The sequence below is a fragment of the Vibrio sp. D420a genome, assembly GCF_030248625.1.
Classification (GTDB): Bacteria; Pseudomonadota; Gammaproteobacteria; order Enterobacterales; family Vibrionaceae; genus Vibrio; species Vibrio fortis_A.
The window spans coordinates 60,981-78,570 of record NZ_JAHGAN010000008.1; the positions used below are offsets into that span (position 1 = coordinate 60,981).

14 protein-coding genes are annotated in these 17,590 nt (G+C 43.8%); 7 read left to right on the forward strand and 7 right to left on the reverse strand.

Annotated features, from left to right (window positions below):
* Positions 1 to 58: 58 nt before the first annotated feature.
* Positions 59 to 934, forward strand: coding sequence for a PhzF family phenazine biosynthesis protein (locus KI743_RS08210; protein WP_306416805.1), 876 nt, complete (start codon positions 59 to 61; stop codon positions 932 to 934).
* A 365-nt stretch (positions 935 to 1,299) separates the two neighbouring features.
* On the opposite strand, the gene KI743_RS08215 is transcribed toward KI743_RS08210, so the two are convergent.
* A complete protein-coding gene (locus KI743_RS08215) occupies positions 1,300 to 2,334 on the reverse strand; it encodes a methionine synthase (RefSeq protein ID WP_285465909.1) in 1,035 nt (344 codons plus the stop codon).
* An 18-nt stretch (positions 2,335 to 2,352) separates the two neighbouring features.
* Positions 2,353 to 3,330, reverse strand: coding sequence for a DUF1852 domain-containing protein (locus KI743_RS08220; RefSeq protein ID WP_285465910.1), 978 nt, complete (start codon positions 3,328 to 3,330; stop codon positions 2,353 to 2,355).
* A gap of 314 nt (positions 3,331 to 3,644) precedes the next feature.
* Here KI743_RS08220 and KI743_RS08225 point away from each other — a divergent pair, with 314 nt between their 5' ends.
* The 3 genes from KI743_RS08225 to KI743_RS08235 all read left to right on the forward strand — a co-directional run bounded on the left by KI743_RS08225 (position 3,645) and on the right by KI743_RS08235 (position 6,268).
* The gene (locus KI743_RS08225) at positions 3,645 to 4,484 is read left to right on the forward strand and encodes a sulfite exporter TauE/SafE family protein (protein ID WP_306416806.1); all 840 of its coding nucleotides are present in this window, start codon (positions 3,645 to 3,647) and stop codon (positions 4,482 to 4,484) included.
* A 35-nt stretch (positions 4,485 to 4,519) separates the two neighbouring features.
* A complete protein-coding gene (locus KI743_RS08230) occupies positions 4,520 to 4,966 on the forward strand; it encodes a GNAT family N-acetyltransferase (protein WP_285465914.1) in 447 nt (148 codons plus the stop codon).
* A gap of 150 nt (positions 4,967 to 5,116) precedes the next feature.
* The gene (locus KI743_RS08235) at positions 5,117 to 6,268 is read left to right on the forward strand and encodes a tyrosine-type recombinase/integrase (RefSeq protein ID WP_285465915.1); all 1,152 of its coding nucleotides are present in this window, start codon (positions 5,117 to 5,119) and stop codon (positions 6,266 to 6,268) included.
* 28 nt (positions 6,269 to 6,296) lie between these two features.
* Here the strand turns inward: KI743_RS08235 and KI743_RS08240 are convergent, their stop codons facing one another.
* Positions 6,297 to 6,905: a TetR/AcrR family transcriptional regulator gene (locus KI743_RS08240; RefSeq protein ID WP_285465916.1), complete on the reverse strand. Its 609-nt coding sequence runs from the start codon at positions 6,903 to 6,905 to the stop codon at positions 6,297 to 6,299.
* A gap of 160 nt (positions 6,906 to 7,065) precedes the next feature.
* Here KI743_RS08240 and KI743_RS08245 point away from each other — a divergent pair, with 160 nt between their 5' ends.
* Both KI743_RS08245 and KI743_RS08250 read left to right on the forward strand, forming a co-directional pair.
* Complete coding sequence (locus tag KI743_RS08245; RefSeq protein ID WP_285465917.1) at positions 7,066 to 8,292, forward strand: efflux RND transporter periplasmic adaptor subunit; 1,227 nt, start codon at positions 7,066 to 7,068, stop codon at positions 8,290 to 8,292.
* A 13-nt stretch (positions 8,293 to 8,305) separates the two neighbouring features.
* On the forward strand, positions 8,306 to 11,488 hold the full coding sequence (locus tag KI743_RS08250; RefSeq protein WP_285465918.1) for an efflux RND transporter permease subunit: 3,183 nt from the start codon (positions 8,306 to 8,308) through the stop codon (positions 11,486 to 11,488).
* A gap of 97 nt (positions 11,489 to 11,585) precedes the next feature.
* Here KI743_RS08250 and KI743_RS08255 read toward each other — a convergent pair whose 3' ends face one another.
* The 3 genes from KI743_RS08255 to KI743_RS08265 all read right to left on the reverse strand — a co-directional run bounded on the left by KI743_RS08255 (position 11,586) and on the right by KI743_RS08265 (position 15,911).
* Positions 11,586 to 14,708 (reverse strand): HD domain-containing phosphohydrolase, encoded by a 3,123-nt coding sequence (locus KI743_RS08255; RefSeq protein WP_285465920.1) that lies wholly within the window; start codon positions 14,706 to 14,708, stop codon positions 11,586 to 11,588.
* A 337-nt stretch (positions 14,709 to 15,045) separates the two neighbouring features.
* The gene (locus KI743_RS08260) at positions 15,046 to 15,597 is read right to left on the reverse strand and encodes a carboxymuconolactone decarboxylase family protein (protein ID WP_285465922.1); all 552 of its coding nucleotides are present in this window, start codon (positions 15,595 to 15,597) and stop codon (positions 15,046 to 15,048) included.
* A gap of 59 nt (positions 15,598 to 15,656) precedes the next feature.
* Positions 15,657 to 15,911 (reverse strand): DUF2798 domain-containing protein, encoded by a 255-nt coding sequence (locus KI743_RS08265; RefSeq protein ID WP_285465924.1) that lies wholly within the window; start codon positions 15,909 to 15,911, stop codon positions 15,657 to 15,659.
* A gap of 112 nt (positions 15,912 to 16,023) precedes the next feature.
* Between KI743_RS08265 and KI743_RS08270 the strand changes: the two genes are divergently transcribed.
* On the forward strand, positions 16,024 to 16,944 hold the full coding sequence (locus tag KI743_RS08270; RefSeq protein ID WP_285465926.1) for a LysR family transcriptional regulator: 921 nt from the start codon (positions 16,024 to 16,026) through the stop codon (positions 16,942 to 16,944).
* Positions 16,945 to 16,982: 38 nt separating this feature from the next.
* Here KI743_RS08270 and KI743_RS08275 read toward each other — a convergent pair whose 3' ends face one another.
* Positions 16,983 to 17,501, reverse strand: coding sequence for a hypothetical protein (locus KI743_RS08275; protein ID WP_285465928.1), 519 nt, complete (start codon positions 17,499 to 17,501; stop codon positions 16,983 to 16,985).
* Between the last annotated feature and the right edge of the window lie 89 nt (positions 17,502 to 17,590).

The following is a 17,590-nucleotide window of genomic DNA, read 5'->3' on the forward strand; positions in this document are numbered from 1 at the left end:
GCACTTACTTAACTATGCCATTAAGTTAGTCGTCAAAGACAAAACAAGGTGTTTAGGAATGATGGAAAACATAGAGGTATTCTTAGTTAACGCATTTACCAAGGATGGAAGCGGAGGAAACCCAGCGGGTGTCGTTCTAAATGCTGATCGTCTCAACGATGCAGACAAGCTACACATCGCTCAGGTTATTGGTTACTCAGAGACGGCGTTTGTAAGTAGCGATGAAGAAGCAGACTTTGAAGTCTCTTTCTTTACGACTACTGGTGAGGTAGATTTTTGTGGCCACGCGACGTTGGCGACATTTTCTGTATTACATCAGAAAGGTTTTATCACTGACGGTCAATATCGTCAGAGAACCAAAGCAGGGATATTACCTGTATCGGTCAACGCTCTGGGCGAGGTCACCATGGAGCAGGCTTTACCAACGTTTGGGCGTACCTTTTCAAATTCCGAAGTGGCCGGTTTAATTGGCATCGATGAAAACGTGTTGAACTCTTTAAGTTTGCCAGCACAGGTGGTATCGACTGGTTTACCTGATCTTATTATCCAAGTACCTAAAGGGTATCTCGATAAAGTAAATATCGATGAAGCAAAGTTGATTGAGTTCTCTAAAGATCACGAACTAGTTGGCGCTCATGTCTTTGAGCTGTCTGATGGCACCGAAGTAACCGCAAGCTGCCGCAACTTTGCGCCTTTGTTTGGTATTTCAGAAGAATCAGCAACGGGCAGCGCGAGTGGCGCACTTGCTTGTTATCTAGATAAGTATTTAGCGACCGAACATTCACGTTCATTTGTCTTTGAACAAGGCCGCGTCATGGGTGCCTTGTCGCAGATTTTCGCTTCAGTAGAATCAAACGAGCATGGTGTTCAACGAGTTAAAGTTGGCGGTGTCGCGAATGTCATAGGCTCAAAGATTGTAAGTCTACAAGACTAAACATCACGAAATCTTGCTCAGATAGATAACGTAAAAATGTTGCTGTTCAAGAATGCCAGCATTCGCCGAACAACAACATTTATGGTTATTATCTATTTTATGGTAAATCGACTTATTGTTAAATTTTAATAAGTTAGAGAACCAAACGAGCTAAATTCGGAGCGTTCAATATGAGCAGGAGAATGGCTTAGTTACAGGGTTTTATCGACCTAAATATTAAAAACTACCATTTAACATAATGCACGTAATATGCACTTGGGCATGGGAGCAATTTTAAAATGTCTTATAAGTTTATATGTAAGCTTTCATCTTAAGCAAGAAAAAACGGGACTTTCTCAAGTCCCGTTTTTCATAGCGTTTTGGTATTAAGCACCAGCTTCAAGTTCTTTTCGCACTATGGCTGCCCCAGCGCTTAAGGCGTCTAACTTAGCATTCGCCACAGTGCGAGATAATGGTGCCATACCGCAGTTAGTACATGGGTAAAGCTTGTCAGCGTCGACGTATTTGAGTGCAGTTCTTAGAGTCTCTGCTACTTCTTCTGGTGTTTCAATTTCATCGGTCGCAACATCGATTGCACCAACCATGACTTTTTTACCGCGAATCAGCTCAAGCAGCTCTACTGGAACATGTGAGTTGTGGCATTCCAGAGAAATGATGTCGATCTTTGACTTCTGCAGCTTAGGAAATACCTCTTCATATTGACGCCATTCAGAGCCTAGTGTTTTCTTCCAATCGGTGTTCGCTTTGATGCCATAGCCGTAACAGATGTGGACAGCAGTTTCACACTTTAGGCCTTCGATAGCACGCTCTAAGCATGCGATACCCCAATCATTAACCTCATCGAAGAATACGTTAAACGCCGGTTCGTCAAACTGGATGATGTCGACACCAGCCGCTTCTAACTCTTTCGCTTCTTGGTTTAGGATTTTAGCGAATTCCCACGCAAGCTTTTCACGGCTCTTGTAATGGTCATCGTAAAGCGTATCTATCATCGTCATTGGGCCAGGAAGCGCCCACTTGATCGGTTGTTTAGTTTGCGAGCGTAAGAACTTAGCATCTTCAACGAAAACAGGTTTTTGACGAGAAACCGGACCTACGACTGTAGGGACACTCGCATCATAACGGTCACGGATTTTAACGGTTTTTCTTTTTTCAAAGTCAACGCCACTCAAGTGCTCAATGAAAGTCGTCACAAAGTGTTGTCTAGTTTGTTCACCATCGCTAACGATATCGACGCCAGCCAGTTCTTGAGATTGCAATGAAACACGCAAGGCATCTTTCTTGCCATCGACCAGCTCGTTACCTTGTAACTTCCATGGTGACCACAACTTTTCAGGTTCAGCGAGCCATGAAGGTTTTGGTAGGCTGCCTGCAGTAGAGGTTGGTAATAATTTTGACATATGTACAATCCCCTAGCCTTAAACAGCGAAGCTTGCAGACCATTGGTCTAACGTGTGTTGGAACGGTTTGATAAAGTGCTCTTCGGCAAATTTACCTTGTTTGATTGCTAGCTTGCTACGCTCTTCACGGTCGTAGACGATTTGCGTAAGTGAGTGATCTGAGTTCTTCAAGTTTGGTTGGTAACGATTACCTGCAACGGCATTTGCATTGTAGATCTCTGGTCGATAGATCTTCTGGAACGTTTCCATCGTACTAATGGTGCTGATCAGCTCAAGGTTCGAGTAGTCGTTAAGCAGATCGCCAAAGAAGTAGAATGCCAACGGAGCAACACTATTTGGTGGCATGAAGTAACGCACTTCTAGGCCCATTTTCTTAAAGTATTGCTCAGTTAAAGATGATTCGTTTGGCAGATATTCGAAACCTAAAACTGGGTGTTGGTTGTCTGTACGTTGGTATATTTTATTATCTGACACACTTAGGCAGATAACAGGTAGCTTTTTAAAGTTCGCTTTGTATGTGTCAGACTTAATGAACGATTTGAATAAATTTCCATGTAGTTCACCGAAATTATCAGGGACGCTGAAGCCAGGTTTATCTTTATTATGCTCTAACAATAAAACACTAAAATCGTAATCTCGCACGTATGAAGAGAAGTTATTCCCTACTACACCTTCAATGCGTTCATTGGTCGCGTGATCGACAATGTTAGTTTTCAATACTTCGATAGATGGGAAGTTTTCACCTTTGCCTTCAATGTCGATATCAACAGACACGATCTCTAGTTCAACAGAGTAGCGGTCTCGATTTGGGTTGTCCCAGTTTGCTAAAGCATTGAAATTATTGTTAATCATGTTCAACGCGTTACGAAGATTTCTTTGACGGTTCTCACCACGCGCTAAGTTGGCAAAGTTGGTTGTAATACGCGTACTGTCTGAAGGGTGGTAATTTTCATCAAGTCCGATGCTTTTAATTGTAAAGTTAAAATCAGTAGTCATGTTGAGCGGTATCCTATTTCCTGAGTTGAAAGCTTATTTCCTTACTCTCTCTAGGCTTTCTGGATTATTTTTATAGTCCCAGTCATTAGTCACCACAGCTCTATTTAATAATTGAATAACTTCAAATTCCAATATAACTGTAATTGTTTCGCTAGATTTAGAGAAGAGTCTATTTTATAGCTCGAATCCAAGTTCGAAAAACAGTGGTAATCCTTCACATTGATTATGAGAAATATTCATGTAGTTATAGGGTGGCATTGATGTGCTACTCAGTTATATTACTTTATCCGATTTGATGATTTGCTTTATATGGAATGCAAACCCTAACAATTAATAGGAGATTAAGGGTGAGTGAAATAGTACTGATATTGTGTTGTGCTGTGTTAGGTAGCGGCGTTGGTTTCTTAGCTGGGCTATTGGGCATTGGCGGTGGTTTAGTCATCGTCCCTATCTTAAGCATTATATTGCTGCAGTTTGGCGTTTTGCCATCTGATCAAGTTGTGGTCGTAGCTATCGCAACTTCTTTAGCGTCTATACTCTTTACTTCAACTTCTTCTGCTATCGCTCACCATAAAAATGGCAATGTTCCTTGGGACATAGCACCATGGATTATGGTTGGTGTTGCTTCGGGCGCACTGATCAGTGGTTTTATGGCTGCGCAATTGCCAGACCAAGTCGTTAGAACCATTTTCGCAGTGAGTGTATTTCTTATAGCGGTTAAAATGTTCTTTAGTAGCCAAAGCGACAATGCACCTGAACGTACCTTACCTAATAAAGGTGTGCTGACAGTTCTTACCACTATTACTGGAGCGTTGTCTGCGATGATCGGTATCGGTGGCGGCGCTCTTTTGGTTCCTTTGTTGTCTTTCTTTTCTGTCAATGTCAAAAAGGCGATCGGTTGTGCATCGGCATGTGGGATCATTATCGCTCTGTTTGGGTCTGTCGGTTACGTGAGCTCTGGCCTTCCTTACTTTTCTTTGAGTGATGGTTTTGCGGGATTTGTTTACTTGCCAGCTTTGTTTGGTATTGTTTCGACGTCATGGTTCACTGCACCATTGGGAGCAAAGGCGACTAACCATCTTCCTGTTGCAACGATTAAGAAAATTTTTGCAGTACTTTTGGTTGTGATGGCCGCAAACATGGCGTTTAATTAATGCCTTAAGTTTTAGCTGTATACGAGGAGCTCTTCTTGGAATTTAAAGAAATCGAACCTAGCGACGTTCCTTTTGATTTGCTGTTAGAAGCGGATCCATCCGAGGCGAGCATTTCCTCGTATCTATATGATTCTTGGTGCTTTATTGCTTGTGATAATAATGAAGTACTAGGAGCTTGTATTGCTAAACCACTCACTTCTACCACTGTTGAGATTTTTAATGTCTCAGTACTGCCCAGTCACCAACGTGTTGGTATCGGTACAAAACTTTTAAAGTCGGTGCTTACAGACTTACCAAACAAAGGTATCACTCGCATAGAGCTAGGTACGGGTACCTTTGGCTATCAATTAACGTATTACCAAAGATTGGGTTTTCGCGTTGATTCGGTATCTAAAGACTATTTCCTCACTAATTACAGCGACCCAATATTTGAAAATGGTATCCAGCATAAAGACATGCTGAGGCTGTATATTAATCTCTGATCATCATCTCAACTTACCATTTCGGCTCATTGTCTAATTAACAGGCGAAACTCACCTCGTGTGATGGAATTTTTTATGTCGATCGTCGTCCTAATTATATAGTGTGATATAATTACAGTTATATCACACTAGTTTGCTAACATAGGCGCTATGACGAACTCAAACTTCCCAACTCAACGACAAAGCCAAGTGACGCTGTCACCTGAACGTTCTCATAAAGAAACTGTCCAGCAATGGGACAAGCAAAAAGAGAAGCTCAGTCGCTTTAAACTTAACTTTCCCAACCTTAATGAGAGTTTTGATCCGAATTGGACTGAATTACCTCTAGTGCGAAAGCACTTAGACGAGTTCGAAGAAAACCGTGGCGGGTTGAGTATTCACACTTTAAAGATGTTGGCGTTCGTTGTTCGTAAATGGGATGACTACTGTAAAGACCAAAACGTTTATAGCTTTCCTATCTACGCCCCTGTCCTATTAACTTGGTTTAAATCACTTAAGCTAGAGTTCGATGTGAAGATCAATACGCTTAAGCAATATAGAGCTCAGCTTAGCCTGTTCCACAAAATCATGAATACGGACGATGTCACTAAACTGCCAGCCATCGCCACCTTCTTTAAATCATTGCCAAAAGATGAGATGGAAATTACCGGTTCACAAGTTATCGAACTGCAAGCTAAACCATTTCGAAAGCACCATTTGCTGAGATTAATGGATTTATGGGGCAATGAAAAAAGGGCTGTACCTTATCGAGATCTTGCTGTTCTTACCGTTGCCTATGGCACCCTACTTCGTGAGGGTGAAATTGGTAACATACGCAAAAAACACATTAAATTTCTTGAAAATGGCGACATTAACATCGAACGTGTTACATCTAAAACCACAATCAGTCCAGAGCCGAAGCGATTAACAGGCCGATTTTCAGCGATTGTAAAACGCTATGTTCAAACCTATTGCCAGCCGCTGGATGAAGATGATTTTATCTTTTGTTGGCTAACCGTTAAAGGAGCAAGGCCAGCAGGCTATCGTCAAACTCCGATGTCGGGCATGACTATCGACCGCATTTATCAGCGCGCCCATGATCTTCTTGTTGACTTAGGTGACGTTGTCACATCAACAGAGGCGCATCGAAACATATGGAGTGGGCACTCTAGCCGTGTCGGTGCATTACAAGATGGTTATCATGCAGGTTTAAATTTAACCCAGCTCATTCAACTTGGTGATTGGAAAAGTAATGAAATGGTACTTCGCTATTTGAGAGGTTTGAATAACCAAGACAGTCCAAACCTCATGCTCCAAGGTTAAAAAGAATCTAATTAACCTTTTTAAAACATTAGCTTACGCAAAATGCATGTAAGTCTTTTATTCCGAGCTCCGCCACAGCAATAATCATGTCTGGTGACACATCATCCATAGAGTGAACTGACAAGCCATTGAGAAAAGTGGCCATAAAATGTGTCATCACTTGTGGGTCAGCAGATTCCATTAATTGGCCTTCATTTTGAGCCTTTGTGAACCTTGCTAGCAATATTTCACCCATCTCTTTTCGACAATCCATCATCGCTTGTTTTATCGGACTAGCATCAGTGCTACATGCCAAGGCGCCCTGGATCATCAAACAACCTTTTGGCTTATCTTTACAGCTATGCGCTTGTGCGCTCCCAATGATGATGTCCGTGATCACCTTACGTATGTCAGCCTGTTCTAAGGCCTGATAAAAATATTCTGATTCACGGGCTTTATACATTTCGACCGCTTTAAGAAACAGTTGTTCTTTATTGCCAAAGGCGGAATACATGCTAGGTTTATTGATGCCCATCGCCTTGGTCAAGTCAGAAAGAGATGTTCCCTCAAATCCTTGTTCCCAAAACACTTTTAATGCTTCTTCTAACGCCTTTTCTTGGTCAAAACTGCGTGGTCGACCTGCTGTACCGACTACCATAATCTAACTACCACTTATTCGTTCAATCCCCTAAATGGTAATGCGGCAGGCATACGTTGTCCATATGTTGTAACCATTCATTCTATAAATTTTACTTGATCAATATCAAAAGTCAGGATTATTATACCGATCGGTACAAAACTAACATAAGGATAGCGAGATGGTAGGCAAACACCTTAGAACGCCTCTTCTACTAATCTCATTTGCAGCGCCATTGGTGTTGTCTGGATGTCAAGATTCACGCGCCGAAGCACCGGCATCAGCGCCGCCACCACCAACGGTTGAGGTGGCACAAGTGCTTGTAGAGCAGGTTACCGAGCTTGATCAATACACTGGTCGATTAGAATCACCTCAAACCGTCACCGTGATGCCTCGTGTGTCGGGTTACGTAGACCATGTTCACTTCCGTGAAGGCCATCTCGTAGAAGCTGGAGACGTGCTTTTCTCAATCGACAATCGTTTGTTTGTTGCTGAAGTCAACCGTTTGAAAGCGGAACTTAGCAGTGCTCAAACAAGCTTGAACCAAGCAATCAAAGATTATGAACGTGCACAAAGACTGAGCAAAACCAAAGCGATTTCACAAGAGACCGTTGATGCACGTTTTGCGGATAAACAGCGTAGTGTTGCAAGTGTTTCAGCCCTTAAAGCTGCTTTGGCCAAAGCGGAACTAGACCTTGAATTCACTCTGGTTCGCGCGCCGATTGCAGGCAAAGTTTCTTTCGCAGAAGTGACCAAAGGTAACTATGTAACTACGGGTCAAACCGTTCTTACGTCACTGGTATCTACTTCGAAAATGTACGCTTACTTCGACATTGATGAGCGTAGTTTCCTTAAATATCAAGAGATTAATAACCTCATTTCAGCGGATGGTGAAATTGAAAATGTTGTCCAAATGTCGTTGGCTAACGATACCGATTTCCCTCATATCGGTTACATCGACTTTGTAGACAATGCGATTGATGAAGCAACAGGAACCATTCAAGTTCGCGCCGTTTTTGATAATGCGGATAAGAAATTTCTGCCGGGTATGTTCGCGAAAATGCGTATCGCTGGCTCGGATAGCTACCAAGGTGTGTTGATTGACAATAAAGCGATTGGTACCGACCTGAACAACAAGTATGTCTTAGTTTTAGGCGATGACAATATTGTCCAATACCGAGCAATCTCTCTAGGTGAAGGCCTTAACGGTCTACGCATTGTATTGGATGGCCTAAAAGGCGACGAAAAGATTGTCGTTAATGGCTTACAACGAGTGCGCGCCAACATGCCTGTTACGCCTGATGAAGTTGCAATGGCTGATGAAAACACCCTTGCCAACATTCGCCAGCAGCAAGCATTACGAGACCAGCAGCGCAGTGAACTACTGACTCTTCAAGTGAAGCAATAAAGGAACCGTTGCAATGTTTTCCCAGTTCTTTATTCGTCGGCCGATCTTTGCATCCGTGCTGTCGATACTCATATTCATCGGTGGTGCATTGTCTGTATGGCAACTGCCTATCACTGAATACCCTGAGGTTGTTCCTCCGACCGTCGTTGTAACAGCGACTTACCCGGGTGCAAACCCGAAAGTGATTGCGGATACCGTCGCGTCTCCCCTCGAAGAAGAGATTAACGGCGTAGAAGATATGCTGTATATGTCTTCTCAAGCGACTTCAGATGGCGTGATGACGTTAACCGTCACCTTCGCCATTGGTGCCGACGTGGACAAAGCGCAAACCCTAGTTCAAAGCCGCGTTGATCGTGCCCTACCTCGTTTGCCTGAAACTGTTCAGCGACTTGGTGTTGTGACGGAAAAGTCATCACCAGACTTAACCATGGTCGTTCACTTGGTGTCGCCTGACGAGCGCTATGATCTACTTTATCTAGCGAACTATGCAGCGCTTAATGTTAAGGATGAACTTGCACGAATTGAAGGTGTTGGTGCCGTTCGCCTGTTTGGTGGTGGCGAATACAGCATGCGTATTTGGCTTGATCCAAACAAGGTCGCAAGCCTTGACCTCAATCCTAGTGAAGTGATTTCTGCGATTCGCGAGCAGAACCAACAAGCTGCAGCAGGTAGCCTTGGTGCTCAACCAAGTGGTTCGTCAGACTTCCAACTGCTTATTAATGTCAAAGGACGTTTAAGCGAGGTTGAAGAGTTCGAGAACATCATCATCAAGGTTGGTGAAGATGGTCAGATCAACCGTTTGAAGGATGTCGCTCGTATTGAATTAGGTGCCGAAACCTACTCACTTCGTTCACTACTTGATAACCAAGACGCCGTTGCAATTCCAATCTTCCAAGCTTCTGGCTCAAACGCGATTCAGATTTCTGATGACGTAAGAGCGAAAATGGAAGAGCTGTCAGCAAGCTTCCCTCAAGGTGTGAGCTACGAGATTGTTTATGACCCAACGGTATTCGTTCGTGGTTCTATTGAAGCGGTAGTGCAAACACTGCTTGAAGCGGTATTGCTTGTTGTACTAGTTGTTGTTCTGTTCTTGCAAACTTGGCGCGCATCGATCATCCCATTAGTTGCGGTTCCGGTTTCGCTAGTTGGTACGTTCGCCTTCATGTACTTAATGGGCTTTTCTTTAAATGCTCTGTCACTGTTTGGCTTAGTACTCGCTATCGGTATCGTTGTTGATGATGCGATCGTGGTGGTCGAAAACGTTGAGCGAAACATCGAAGAAGGTCTTGCTCCTATTGCGGCGACAGAAAAAGCGATGCGAGAGGTTACAGGCCCAATTGTTGCGACTACCTTGGTGCTCGCTGCGGTATTCATCCCGACTGCGTTTATGTCTGGCTTAACGGGTCAGTTTTATAAACAGTTTGCTTTGACCATTACTATCTCGACATTCATTTCAGCTATTAACTCGCTGACTTTGAGCCCTGCTCTTTCTGCGCTGTTGTTACGTGGTCACGACCAACCGAAAGATTGGCTAACCCGTGCAATGGATGGCTTGTTCGGACGCTTCGTATTTGCCCCATTCAATAAGCTATTTAACAAAGGTTCTATCGCTTACGGCTACGCGGTGAAGAAGAGCATTCGACTTGGCGCACTGATTGGTGTGATGTATGTTGGGCTGCTTGGCTTAACGGCTTACCAATTCGATCAGACTCCTACGGGTTACGTTCCGGGTCAAGATAAGCAGTACTTGGTTGCATTCGCGCAATTGCCAGATGCGGCTTCACTCGAACGTACCGATGCAGTTATTCGTGAGATGTCTGAGATTGCTTTGGCGCAACTAGGCGTTGAACACTCAGTGGCCTTCCCAGGTCTGAGTATCAACGGGTTCACCAATAGTCCGAATAGCGGCATTGTGTTCACTCCGTTGGCTGATTTCGACGAGCGTCAAGATCCGAGTCTTAGCGCAAATGCGATTGCAGGTCAGCTGAACCAAAAATTTGCTTCTATTCCTGATGCATTCATCGCGATCTTCCCACCACCACCGGTTCAAGGTCTGGGTACGATTGGCGGTTTCCGTTTGCAGATCCAAGATCGAGCGAACCACGGCTACGAAGCGCTATACGGTGTCACTCAACAAGTGATCATGAAAGCATGGGCGCACCCGGCACTAACTGGTGTGTTCTCAAGCTATCAAGTTAATGTTCCACAGTTAGACCTGGATGTTGACCGTACAAAAGCGCTCAAGCAAGACCTATCATTAGACGATGTTTTCTCTACTCTACAATCGTATATGGGGAGCACTTACGTCAATGATATCAACCGCTTTGGTCGTACATACCAAGTGAACGTTCAGGCCGACGAAGAGTTCCGTCAAACACCAGAGCAGATTCGCCAGCTAGAGGTTCGAAATGCGAACGGTGAAATGATTCCTTTGGGCGCGTTTGTTGATGTGAATTACAGTGCTGGTCCTGATCGTGTGATGCACTACAACGCTTACACCACAGCAGAAATCAATGGTAGCCCTATGCCAGGTTTCAGCTCAGGTGAAGCGCAAGCGGCGATCGAGCAGATCCTTGCAGAAACACTACCGATTGGTATGACTTACGAATGGACAGAGCTGACCTACCAACAGAAATTGGCCGGTGACACAGCTATGTTGATCTACCCACTGGTTATATTGTTGGTGTTCCTTGTACTTGCCGCGCAATATGAAAGTGTACGCCTGCCAATGGCGATCATCTTAATCATTCCTATGACGCTTCTATCAGCGATCAGTGGTGTGATTCTATGGGGTAGCGACAACAATATCTTCACTCAAATTGGTCTAATCGTACTGGTTGGCTTGGCAACTAAAAACGCCATCCTAATCGTAGAATTTGCCAAAGAGTTGCAAGATAAAGGTCGCACGGTGATGGAGGCGGTTCTTGAAGCATCACGCTTACGTCTTCGCCCAATCTTGATGACATCGATTGCCTTCATCATGGGTGTGGTACCAATGGTGTTCTCTACCGGTGCCGGTGCTGAAATGAGGCAAGCAATGGGTATTGCTGTGTTCTCTGGCATGATTGGTGTAACCATATTCGGTCTGCTACTCACGCCACTGTTCTACTACGTATTGGCTAAACGTACGCCTAAAGAGCAGAGTGATAACACAGAGCAAGTTGCACTAGAGCCGATTAACGAATCCACTGTCTAATCCCTTATTTTGAGTGATTAGAAAGGCAGCCCGTGCCATTTGGGGCTGCCTTTTTTTCGTTAAGGATTCAACGGCAATTCCAGCCGTTATTTTTTGTTCAGTCTAGAAACTGTTGAATATCGTCGACGTCCATTAACTCTGACGATAAATACCGCTCTGCATAATTACGATACACACCGCTCGTTAAAAGCAGGTGGAAAATCTCTTTATCGATATGTTCATTCTCCGCCATTTTAGAAAGAATGCTAATTGCTTCGCTCAATGGTTTGGCTTTTTTGTATGGTCTATCTGATGCGGTCAAAGCCTCAAATATATCAGCCACAACCAGTATTCTTTCTGGAATCGATAGTTCACTTTCATCCAAGCCACGTGGATAGCCAGTCCCCTTTAAAGTCTCATGGTGGGTCGTCGCATATCGCGCAACACGCGCCAATTCAGGTGGGAATGGGATACTCTCGAGCATTTTGATGCCACTGATCATATGCTCATTGATTTTAAAACGCTCTTCGTTTGTCAATGTCCCGCGTCTAATCGAAAGGTTGTATAACTCACCGTGGTTATAGAGCTTTTCAGGAACATTCATGTTGATGCCATACTCTGCGAGATTCACAAACGGATGGTCTCTCTCGATCACATGTTCCAAACGATCCGTGAGCAGTTTTTCTTTAGCTGGCGTTGGTTGAGGTTGATATCTAGTCTCTTCAAGTGGCGACAATCCAAGCCCTGAATCGAAATAGCGAGTCCATTGAGTTTCGGCAAGCTGCTGGATGCGCTCTACGTCTTCGTCAGACATAAACTCTTTACCAACATTCGCATTGGCCACAAAAGCAAACTTTTCACGGAGCTCTTGCAACTCAGTATGTAATACATGTTCTAAATCGATCTCTTGGTCTAGGCGCGATAAAAGGTATTCGATCTGCGCATCTCGCCACAGCACTTCAAAGCGCATCCGTACTTCATGAATACGGTTGTAGTTTGTTTCTAGCTTACTCCCCTTATCGACCACATACTCCGGCGTCGCTATCTTGCCGCAATCATGCAACCAAGCAGCAATTCTAAACTCACGTCTTTCTTCATCGTTTTCAAACTTAAAGCTGGCGAGCGAGCCGTGATTCGATTGCTCAGCCGCTTCAGATAGCATTAAGGCTATCTCAGGTACGCGATTACAGTGGCCTGCTGTATACGGAGATTTTTCATCGATCGCACGCGCGATCAACTGGATCATCGATTCGAAGAACAAGTTCTGTTGCTCTTCAAAGTGTTTCAGCGAATTACTACCTCGCGTTACCGATAAACCTAATTGGTGGATCTCTTCAATGCGACTATGAACCCGTTGCACCTTATCGTATTGACGATTGCGAACGAACCTAACTTGTTGGCGAAGTAGATTAATTGGGTTGGCAATCGGCGCTGCCATCGCCCACGCTAGTGGAATCAGCAGCAGCAACACAAAAAATGAGCCTCCCACGGAATACCACGTTGTCTCTCGAACGCCGGCCATGATGTAAGATTTAGGAACGAGCACAGCAAAATAACGCTCATCTTTGTAGGTTAGCTCCGAGGTATAGAGATACTTTTCAATACCGTTGATCGTTACAAGCTCTACCGTTCCTCGCTGTGACAAAGTGCTCGTTAAATCGAGAAGCTCAGGATAAGGCAAGAATGTGTGGGTGGACTGAACAGCTTTTGAAGAGAACCATTTATCTTTGAGCTCTTGTCTGTGTTCCTCACTGAATGAAGCAATAGCGAGATTGATGATATCAACCACATCGCGATATTCATCCCTTACCGCAAAATATATTTCCCGTGGCAGGATTGGAGATTCGATAGGTATCACTTTAAGGTTCTCGCGAAACTTCTCACGAATTTTGGAAAGCAATACCTGCTTGAGGTCCAACACCGCATCTATTCGTCCCTGTTGGAGATCGTCAATGGCCGTGTGTAACGAAGAGTATGAAGTGAAGCGTAAATTCGGATGCACCTGCTCGATATTGTCTTGTATGCTCCAACCTCTCAGTATCCCAATCCGCTTATCAGTAATATCTTCAAACGTCTGAAGTTCGTTGTTATCGCTATTCATCAAAAGTGCAAAGTTAACTCGGTACAACGAGTCACCAACCACACTGGTTTGGTCAAAGTTGGTGGGGTCTGATAATGAGTGGAGAATATCAATATTTCCTACGTCAAAATCAGTAACCAGATCATCCCAAGAGCCGTCATTTACAAACTTAAATTTCAACCCTGTCATCTCTGAAATGACTCTAAACAGATCGATAGCAAAACCATTTGGGCGCCCTCCTACTGTATAGTCCAACGGTGCCCAGTCATGCTGATTCGATACTTTTAGCTCTGGCGTTCTTTCTACCAAGCGCTGCTGTTCTTCAGAAAGTGGAATAGGACTAACAAGCGGGATGCTGTCATCAATTTCGATCGCTTGATTCGTCGCGATCAGGCGGCCGTCACGTCTGAAAACAAAAGCCTGTGCCTGTGGTTGTCTTTTGTTTTCGACAAAACGATTGGTTAAACGAGATTCCAAGGAAGACAATAAAACATCGACACCGACGACAATATCGCTACCACTGACTTTGAACGAAAAGGTCTCGCCAGTGAGTTTTAATGTGTTGAAAAGGTAAGGAGAGGTATTATAAATCCGTTCTGAATTCGCATTTTTATACCAACTGCGCTGCGTAGGAAGAAAGTTGCTGTACTCTTTTTGGCTTTGACTTGGTTTGAATGATTGGTCGTAAAAGGTGGATGTTTTAGTACGCTCTTTGCCCTCACCTTGATGAACAATGACCAACCACTTGTCATTATCGCTCGCACCGACTCTTTCTCTTATGTCAGATGACTCCAAATGAATAATTTGCAGAAAGTCGTTATTCGATTGAGCAACGAAAATGCTATGAAGGCTTGGATCTCTTAGTAACAACTTGGATAAGGGCAGCGCAATGTTCTCCGTAGGAACGTCTGTGCCAATGAGCGTAACAAGTTGACCACCGCTTCGCGCCACGTTCTCAGCGACATTTTGAAGGTTTGAAAAATAATCGGAGATACTAGACGCAATCGTCTGATAACGCGTTAAAGTGTGTTTCAGTTCTGTCTGACTGGCGAAGTAGTATTGTAGAGAAATAGCGACGCCTGCCGTCGTAAAAGCGCAAAATACGAACATTAGGCCCAAAACAACTCTCAATGAGATGCGACGATGCGTTCTCTTTTCCATGTCTATATTCCGCCATTCCACTATGAATCAAAACCAACCTAATCCTACGAAGGCCACGTTTATCAAGTCGGCAGAGCACCAAATCTGTCACTAGAATAAACTTAATTATGGCCTCAATATGCAAAGTATGGAGCACATAGTTTAGATTGTACGAAAGACCAGCTGTTTTATACGAATCAATTAGTTTATCGGATTCATAAAATAGCTTTACTGTGAAAATTCTACTTCGTCACGAATCGTGCTCTAATATGATTTTCTAATGAAACCCCACACAGACAAAAAGTGTTGAGGATTTAGTCTTCATCTCTACGGTTCATATGTTGAACTGCGGCTGATTCTATTTTGCAGACCACACGAATTTTTCAAACACTTTGTCTACTGGCGTCTTCGCAATATGGTTGACGTAGTTGCTGATCACTTTTTGAGATAGGCCTAAGATAACTTCTAGCACTTGTTGTTGGCTGTAGCCTGCTTTAAAGAAAGCTTCGAGGTCAGATTCAGATACATTGCCACGCTCGCGAACTACTGTAAGTGTGAAATCTTTCAACGCTTGTAGTTTCTCAGTCGGCATTGATTCATCATTTCGTAGCGCTTCGTTTAATGCTGGGTCAACCTTCATAGAATGTGCGATACCTGTGTGTGCTGGTACACAGTAGTGACATTCATGCTCAACGTTAATGGTTTGCCACACAACCGTTAGCTCTTCTGCATCAAATGACGTTGATGTAAACAGTTGGTGAAGCTGAGTATATGCGTTTAGAAGCTCTGGCGATTCTGCCATGATTGCATATAGCCCTGGTACCATACCCATCTGTTTCTTTGCACCATTAATAATAGCTTTGCTTTTCTCTGGTGCTGTTTCTGCTGTGTGTAGTGTAAATGCTTTCATTTTTGTTTTCTCAATGTTTAGTTGGTTATTTGATTAAAAGTGAAATAATTCTCAGAGGGTTACTCCAGCTCTGGCTCTGGCTCTGGCTCTATAAGTACTTTGGTAACAAATAAACGTACCATAGGGGCCACAACCCCAAGCACCAACAATGCTGATGGCACCATCTGTGTCACGGCGTTCAACCATGCGTCAAAAAACGTTTGCTCGGCATTAATAGTCTTGGCCACCATGATGGCTGGCATACTCAAAAGCATTGTTGGTAGAACCATCGAAACCATTAATGGGTATTGAAACTTACGTGGAAATTTCTTCATGATTGACTCCGTTTGACTAACTGATGTAGCTATCTTAGTCTTGGTTTTATCAATCAAAAATAGACAACCTTGCATTTGAAGCATTCATAAATGAAAGCTAAGAGGGAAGACTGTGAAAGCGAAAGATATTTCTAACCTTTATTTGTTTTGTCAGTCGGTGGAGTGCGGCGGTTTCGCAGCCGCCAGTTTAAAGACTCACGTTTCGGCACCAACACTCTCTCGTGCCGTAGCGAGTTTAGAGGACAAGCTCGGTGAAAAACTGATCCATCGAAACGCCAAACAATTTCAACCGACAACGGCTGGTGATGAGTACTATCAACGTTTTGCCATTCTCTTTTCACAATTGAATGACGAATGGACACAGCTATCCAATAGCCAACCCGTTTTGACAGGGGAAATTCGAGTGTCTTGTCCAGAGCCGTTTGCCGACAATTTTCTTCAGAAAATGGCCATTGAGTTCATGGAACAGCACCCTGAAGTCTCGGTATCTATTAACTTCAGCGCAGGTACAGAACGCTTCTTTGATGAGCAAATCGATCTCGCTATTGTGACAAGTCCACCTCATGCAACCCACTTAGTTCAGCGACAGTTATTTGAGTCTCCGCTGCTCATGGCAGCGTCGCCAACCTACTTGGAAAAACACGGTCATCCACAAACCGCTGAAGAGCTTGTATCTCATCAACTTCTTTCTGGGAATAACCTCCCCTATTGGGAGCTCAAAGAGAATGGCAAGGCGGTTCGTATTCCTTATCAACCACGCTATGCAGTGAGCAGCCTGCGCCTTAATATTGATGCTACGCTTTCAGGCGCAGGGATATGTATGATGCCCAAAGCAGCCTTTGATAAACGAGCCGAGACAGGAGATTTGGTAGAAGTATTGCCAGAGGTAGAATGTCCGACAGGAAAGGCCTATTTGGTGTGGGCTGACAGAAAGCTCATAGCTGCTCGAGTCGTCGCCTTTAGAGATATGATTTTTGAACAGTTCGGCCAAAGCTCAGAGTTTCTAGCCTCCATCAATAGTGAGCGCCAATAAACAAAAAACGCCAGCTTTTAATAAGCTGGCGTTTCAGTTTAGTGTCTAGAAATACGGTATAAGTGCGCGTTAAACCAAGCTAAGCCAAGGATAATTAATGTCATTACTGGAGGCTTCGACTGCAAAGGGAGCACTTCTGCGGGTACACTCGGCAGTAAATGCACATAAACCGCAACGGTCATAATGGCGCTGGTTAACAGTGTCGAAAGCACCATTATTTTATCGACGACAGCCCTAGGAAGAGTGCGTTCACCAATCACTATAACCAACAATAATAACCCAGCAGAAATCTCACCAAGCTGTCCTGACCAACGAGACAGTGTAGGAAAAGGCAGTTCACTTAACGTAATTTGTTGAGTGAACATCGTTGTGAATGGGTCAAAAAACTTTACCGTTCCGGCCATCACCATAAATGCACCCAATAAGCCCGTCAGTATTTTCTGCGTTTTCATCGCAATTGAGTCTGATTTATCATAAGTTCTCACGAGATAAAAACCGGTAACCAGAAGCATGGTTCCAATTAGTGATAGTTCAAGAATTAATTGTGATGTGCTCATTTCTGTACCTTCAATTTATGTCTTTCGGTTTAATGAAAGCATCTTAACCTGGCACTTAGCATTCAAAAATAAACAACATTGAAGTCAAT